Origin of the sequence: Rivularia sp. UHCC 0363, assembly GCF_034931125.1 — a bacterium.
Lineage (GTDB): Bacteria > Cyanobacteriota > Cyanobacteriia > Cyanobacteriales > Nostocaceae > Rivularia.
Genome location: NZ_JAYGHM010000040.1, coordinates 51,501 through 56,289 on the forward strand (window position 1 = coordinate 51,501; position 4,789 = coordinate 56,289).

The window sequence follows — 4,789 nt, forward strand, 5'->3', positions numbered from 1 at the left end:
GGAGCCATGTATTCGTAGTGTCCGGGTCTCGCTCCCTGGTGGTAACGAGCGACCAAGATGGTCGCACTACGTTCACTCCTCATAACTTATGTGGCAGACCACTAGGCTGCGGGCGATTAATCGCATTTTATCAAAATTTATTTTACATTTCTAATAACATATTAGGAACTTGATATTAACTAACTTCTTCACATAATTTTAGAAGTCAAAAGTTTGCACATCAAGCAAGTAACTGTATTCTATTTTTAGCTCATAGATATTACTGATATCAGATAAAGTTTTTACAAAATCATCGTACTTCATCATCAAAAATAAATATTTATTCGTATTCTCAAATACTTGTAAAAACTTTAAAAAATATTACTAGATTTACTGATGCTTAATTTTAAAAAAGTTAATTAATGTATCAAAAATATTCGCAAATAACAAGAATAAAACACTGAATTTTGTACTGATATGGCAACTTTTAAAACTGTACTAAGGTTCGGAATATCGGTTCTGTTTGACTGTACGGTAATCGTATATACCCCTAGTTACTAAGTAAGAAAAGTCAAAGAAAGTTAAACACGGGGAGTTAGTTATTCAGAGTTATCTACCGATGGAAGTTCATTAATATTGAGTGAAAAATGGCTACTAAAATCAACAATTTCGATGATAGTAATCTTCAAAGCCAATCCTTCTCGTCGGTACCAAAGAACGCTCTACCTCAGTCTCCAACGAACAATTTAGATGTTTCTGCTGCTACCTATTTGGGTGGTTCGGATGATGATTTTATCAATGCGGTGGATATTTCCGTTGATGGTAATTTCGTGATTGTGGGAGGTTTATTAAAGAATCCAGACCTAGGAGGGAAACAGACTGACCTCCTTGGTGGTGGGGACGGAACGATTGTCCGTTATGATTCTCGAACCAATCAAGCGGTTGCGATCGCTCGTTTACCAGGAAAAGTACTGGATTTAGAAGTATCGAAGAATGGAGACATCGCTGTTGCTTACGAAGGTGGAATTGCTGTTTTAAATGCTGATGCGACAAAAGTTAAATGGAATAAAGCTCTGAACAACGTTTCTCGTGTCGCGATTTCTGATAGTGGAAAAGTCGGTATTGTACGGGATATCCAAGGTGCAGACAGAGCTTATCTATTTGATAGTAATGGAGAGCAACTCAAAGAATGGAGTACAAATATTAGCAAACGTCAATTTGAAGATATAGCTGTTACCGACCAAAATGGAGGTATGGTTATTACTACAGGGTACGAACAAAAAACCGCAATTTTGCAGGTTGCGTTCACTCAAGCATTGTCATATGAAGGAGAAAATCTCTGGAAGAACTATGACTTTGATAAAAAAGACATCTACAAAGAAAATTTGCTGGCTGATACACGAGGACAACGTGTAGCGATCGGACGTGATGGACAGCTATATTCTTCATATTTCGTCAATGGTGGTACCGGCTTTTCTATTTTCTATCGCGACCCTCTCGATCTATCAGAGAAGCTGACTGGAGATAGAAAAATCGAAACAGACAAATATAACACTCCTACTAACGTCAACTCGATAAAGATGACTTGGTACGGTCGTTATGACCTCAAAAATGGTGATTTACTCAAAGGTCAATCTTTATTAGGTCGTCTCAATAATGGTAAAGGCAACTCCGTCGATGTAAATTCAATTACAGCCACAGAAGACGGTACTGTAATTTTAGCTGGAAGTGCGGGAGCTAGAATTGCAAATCGGGACATACAGACAATCGAAGGACAACCAGTAAGCAAGTATACTGGTTTCGAGGGATACATCGCAGTTATTAGTCCGGATTTGAAAGAAAGACGTTCCTGGACTCCCATTACAGATAGCAAGGGAGCTGTAGCAGCATTTCGCGATGGTAAGACAGCAGTAGTTACAACAACTGATTTTGAAGGAAGTCAGATTACTCACAACGCGATACAAGATAGTGCAGGTGGTAAAAATGACGGCTATTTGTTGGTGATTGGTGGTTCGGATGCACCTCCGGTAGTACCAGCGACCCCGCAAGATCAAACTCCCGTAGATCCAGGTGGAAATGAAACTCCTACCGAAAATGAAACTCCTATAAATCCAGGTGGAAATAATACTCCTACACAAGAAGATAATACTCTCATCAAACTTGAATCCTATGGTGGAATTCAAGACAATCCTAAGAATGGAACTGTCGAGATATCTAACAATGAAGTTAACTTGACGGGGAACCGTTGGCAAAAACTTGAAATTAATTCAACCATCACAAAAAATACCGTTCTACGTTTTGAGTTCGCGGGTAACGGTAAAGGTGAAATCCAAGGTATCGGCTTCGATAACAATAATGCTATTAGCACATCCGATAGCGAACATTTCTTCCAAGTTGATGGTAGTCAAAGCTGGGGTATTGAGAATCTCAGTGAATTTATCGTTGGTAAATTGGGTGAAAAAGATATTTATGAAATCCCAGTTGGTAAATTTTTCACTGGGGATTTTGACTTCCTGACAATCGGTAACGATGATGACCAATCCAACCCCGACGCTAAAAGTACATTTAGCAATATTAAGATATTTGAAGGTACTCCCACACTTGATATTTCCATCAATGGAGTAACTGAAAGTGAAGAAATTTTATCCTACGGTGGTGAAAGTCAAAACACAAGCATAGTTTCAACTGTTAGCAACAGCAATAAATTGCAGTTAGAACAAAACGGTTGGAAACGCTTAGATATTACCGGCTATGAAATCACTGAGAATACTTTACTCAAATTTGAGTTTGCGGGTAATGGTAAGGCTGAAATTCAGGGTATTGGCTTCGATAATGATAATGTCATTAGTAGCACAACACCCGATAATGAACACTTCTTCCAAGTTGATGGTAGCCAAAGTTGGGGTATTGAAGACTTAAACGATTATATTATTGGTTCCGACAACGGATTCACACAATATTCCATAGCTGTAGGGGATTTCTTTACAGGTCAATTTGACTTCTTAACTATCGGTAACGACCATGATATCGCAAATTCAACAGCAGTTGGACAATTCCAAAATATTGAACTGATTGGTTAATTGAGAAAGGTTTACATACTAAGCTGATGTGCAGCTAAATAATGCGAAAAAATGAAAGCATTGTAGTGCGGTAGCGCAGCGTGTCCGTAAGGACATGCATCTTGCTCGCTAGTATTATACAAATTAAGTGCGTAACAGCTTAATACCTTTCTAAAACCGATAAAATAGAGACGTAGCAATGCTACGTCTCTACTTGAAATATATTTGAGCCTTTTTAATATTTTCTAGATTCAAATAGTTAACTATTTTATTTTGGTCTAAATCAGAAATTTTTCTCCGAACATCAGTAGGAAACAACTTTTTTACATCTTCTGAGTAAGAAGCACCATCTCTTGGATATTGATGATTAACTGTTTGATATTTATTTTCTTGATTTTTGAGTATTACTACAATCGGAATGCTCGCAGCAGAACCTCTTTTTATTTTAATATTATATTCATCACAAAGTAACCAGATATATGTATTAATAGTATTTTTATTTTCATTTTTCTGATCCACACCTAAAAAATGATAAGAACAGAATATTTTACCGTTTATAGAACCAGAACCAAAAAAATCTTTGAGAAATATTTCACTTTGAATATAGTTTTCTATAACTGGTTTAATTTCTTGCTCGGTATTTCGGCTTTTAGTTGAAACTTGAGATTGAATAACATTTAACTGTTGACAGCCAGATAAAGCTAAAGTGATACCAAGTAGAATAAAGCTTGATATCACTTTTAAAAATAATGATTTGTTCATCTATGGCAATACAAAAGATTCAAGGTTAAAAGTTATTTTTATAATTCTACATACCTCATCCCTTTCAATCACTTTTCAGATTTTGGATCAGATTTTAAGATATAAAATCCAAAATCCAAAATCCAAAATCTAAAATGGTTAGGCTTTTCTTGAGTAGTATTCAACTACTAACAGTTCATTAACGCTTAAAGCAATCCATTCGCGTTCGCAAACACCATTAACTTTTCCAACCATTGAGTTTTTATCAAACTCTAAATGGCTAGGAAGGTTTGCTAAACCAGGATATTGCAAATTGGTTTCCACCATCTGGCGAGAATTGTCTTTATTTCTAACACCAATAACTTCTCCAGGACGACACTGGTAGCTAGCAATGTTAACTTCACGACCGTTAACGGTAACGTGTCCGTGATTCACTAATTGACGCGCTGCGGGGATGGTAGGAGCCATTCCCAAACGGAAAATTGTGTTATCCAAGCGCATTTCGAGCATCTGTAACAAAACTTGTCCGGTTGAACCAGTTACTCGTCTTGCTTTGCGGACGTAACGCACCAATTGTTTTTCTGTTAAACCATAATTGAACTTAAGCTTTTGCTTTTCCTCCAATCGAATGGCATACTCAGAACGCTTTTTACGGTTTTGACCGTGCTGTCCGGGGGGATAAGCACGTCTAGCAGTTTTACGAGTTAACCCTGGTAATTCACCCAGGCGACGTGTAACTCTTAATCGAGGTCCTCTGTATCGGGACATTATCGCTTCCTTAATCTAATCCTTTTAAATTTTACTAGACATATCATTATAGAGGTGGAACGAAGATTAGGGAATGGGGGAGGGAGAGATGGGGAGATGGGGAGATGGGGAGATGGGGAGATCGGGAGATCGGGAGATCGGGAGATGGGGAGATCGGGAGATCGGGAGATCGGGAGATCGGGAGATGGGGAGATCGGGAGATCGGGAGATGGGGAGATGGGGAGATCGGGAGATGGGGAGAT

General features: G+C 38.1%; 4 protein-coding genes. 2 read left to right on the forward strand and 2 right to left on the reverse strand.

Annotation, left to right across the window (positions count from 1 at the left end):
* Positions 1-626: 626 nt before the first annotated feature.
* Positions 627-3,059 (forward strand): hypothetical protein, encoded by a 2,433-nt coding sequence (locus tag VB797_RS21575; RefSeq protein ID WP_323239793.1) that lies wholly within the window; start codon positions 627-629, stop codon positions 3,057-3,059.
* Between the two features lie 189 nt (positions 3,060-3,248).
* Here VB797_RS21575 and VB797_RS21580 read toward each other — a convergent pair whose 3' ends face one another.
* Together VB797_RS21580 and rpsD are read right to left on the reverse strand one after the other, a co-directional pair.
* Positions 3,249-3,800 (reverse strand): hypothetical protein, encoded by a 552-nt coding sequence (locus tag VB797_RS21580; protein ID WP_323239794.1) that lies wholly within the window; start codon positions 3,798-3,800, stop codon positions 3,249-3,251.
* Positions 3,801-3,938: 138 nt separating this feature from the next.
* On the reverse strand, positions 3,939-4,547 hold the full coding sequence (rpsD, locus tag VB797_RS21585; RefSeq protein WP_323239795.1) for a 30S ribosomal protein S4: 609 nt from the start codon (positions 4,545-4,547) through the stop codon (positions 3,939-3,941).
* A 54-nt stretch (positions 4,548-4,601) separates the two neighbouring features.
* Here rpsD and VB797_RS21590 point away from each other — a divergent pair.
* Positions 4,602-4,789: hypothetical protein (locus VB797_RS21590; protein ID WP_323239796.1), on the forward strand; the 188-nt coding region annotated here is incomplete at its 3' end.